The sequence below is a fragment of the Segatella copri genome (assembly GCF_019127135.1).
In the GTDB taxonomy this organism is placed as follows: domain Bacteria; phylum Bacteroidota; class Bacteroidia; order Bacteroidales; family Bacteroidaceae; genus Prevotella.
Map to the genome: position 1 here is coordinate 1 of NZ_JAHOEA010000137.1, position 1,732 is coordinate 1,732.

The 1,732-nt window shown below is 42.0% G+C and carries 1 protein-coding gene; it reads right to left on the bottom strand.

Annotated features, from left to right (window positions below):
- Nucleotides 1-38: 38 nt before the first annotated feature.
- Nucleotides 39-1,616, bottom strand: a complete 1,578-nt coding sequence (locus KSW37_RS15505) for an IS1634 family transposase (RefSeq protein ID WP_153113845.1) — start codon at nt 1,614-1,616, stop codon at nt 39-41.
- Nucleotides 1,617-1,732: the final 116 nt, after the last annotated feature.

Below are 1,732 nucleotides of genomic sequence, written 5' to 3' on the forward strand. Positions count from 1 at the left end.
TCCTGACTTTGACTATGCGTCACCCATCTTGGATTTTTCTATTTTTCGGGGGCAGAATCGTCACTTTTGCCCCCGTCTAGTATCTTTTGAACATCAAACAAAGGCTTGATAGAGTGTTGGGCAGGAGTCAGCAGCAATGTTTCTTGCCTGACCTTCCCATTATTCGGCATGTTGATTCTGATAGTAGCTATGGTCTTAGCAATTTTCAAAACTGAATCTACACTTTTGTTTATCTTGGCAATTTTTAAGATACGCTCCAGTTCTTTATACACCTTGTATGCAATGAAGCATATGCAGATATGTGCCTCTATTCTTTTCTCTGTGAAATGAAAGATGGGGCGTGCCTCCAAGTTACCTTTGGTTACACGAAAGGCTCGTTCCACGACCCATAGACCGTGGTATTGTTCGACAACTTCCTTTGGTGTGATGGAAGTATTGGTTATATAACCTTTCAAGCCATCCCACTGTGAATCTTCCTTGATTTTGTCTTCGCTGATAACTACATCTATGTCTTTGCTGATTTCCAAGAATTTATTATAGCCACGCTTATTTACGGAGGCTTTTGTGATTTTTCCATTTGCATATGCCTTCTTGAGCCTTGCCACTCCCTTATCACGATTATGTGCATCCTTCTTTGCTCGTTCTTCGGAATAGCCGAGGATCAATCTTGCATTGTCACCATATCTGTATTCGTGAAATTTTCCAGGCATCTTGTCTTGCTGCAAGATCCATTCTTTTATCTGCTCAGACTCTGTATGAATACGAGCACCTATTATATATTTGTATCCTGCATCCTCCAGTAACTTTACATTGCGCTTACTCATGAGCCCTGCATCAGCCACCACTACAAAATCGTCCAGAGAGAAGCGTTGTATGAAATCATCTATGATAGGTAGCATGGTGTATCCCTCGTATTGGCTTCCATTGAAAATACAATACGACAGAGGATAGCCATCACGGCTGACCAAGAGGCCTAGCACTATCTGCGACTCTGATGTCTTGCCATCCTTTGAAAAACCAGACTCTCGCAGCACATCTGTTCTACTGGTCTCAAAATACAGTGTGGTCACATCATAGAACATCAGACCTACATGTCCACCGAGTATGCGCTTGGTGTGCTCTACACTGATGCGTTGTACCTCTTCTTTTTGGGTATCGTACAACTTGTCCATGTAGCGATAAAGCTTATACAACTCGACATCTTCATCAAAGTATGACTTCAGGTAATCTACTGTTGCGTGTTTGCTCATGGGTTGAGAGATGCGAGCGATAACCAAATGACGAAGTATGGAATCTTGAATTTGGTTGAAACCTATGCTGTCATATACTTGGTTTAGGATAATTTGGTGTCCATTTAGAAGCAGGGAGTCTATGTTGGACAGTACTCGTTCTGTCTCTTCCTCTTCGTTTTGCTTGATGTCTGGTTCTGTGAAGTTAATCTCTTGCTGTCCACCATAAGTTCTTATCCATTTGTTCGCTTCTAGGCACAGAGCATCCGCTTCGGCATCTGTCTTCGCAACACCGAAACTCTTGATTTCACGGAACTTGCCATTGCTCTTGTCCACCACAAGCACTCCGATATGCCCACTGCGGTGCTTCTTCTTACGTACAAACATGGTGCAAAGATACAAAAAATAGTCGTTGCGTCACCCATTTACAGAGATTATTTTTGCTAAATGCCTGAAAATTAGGATATGTTATTTTATAGGTACACATTTTGTCAAAGTCAGGA

Excerpts from the sequence above, each read along its gene's own strand:
- KSW37_RS15505 (WP_153113845.1), bottom strand. The coding sequence starts at position 1,616 with ATGTTTGTACGTAAGAAGAAGCACCGCAGTGGGCATATCGGAGTGCTT.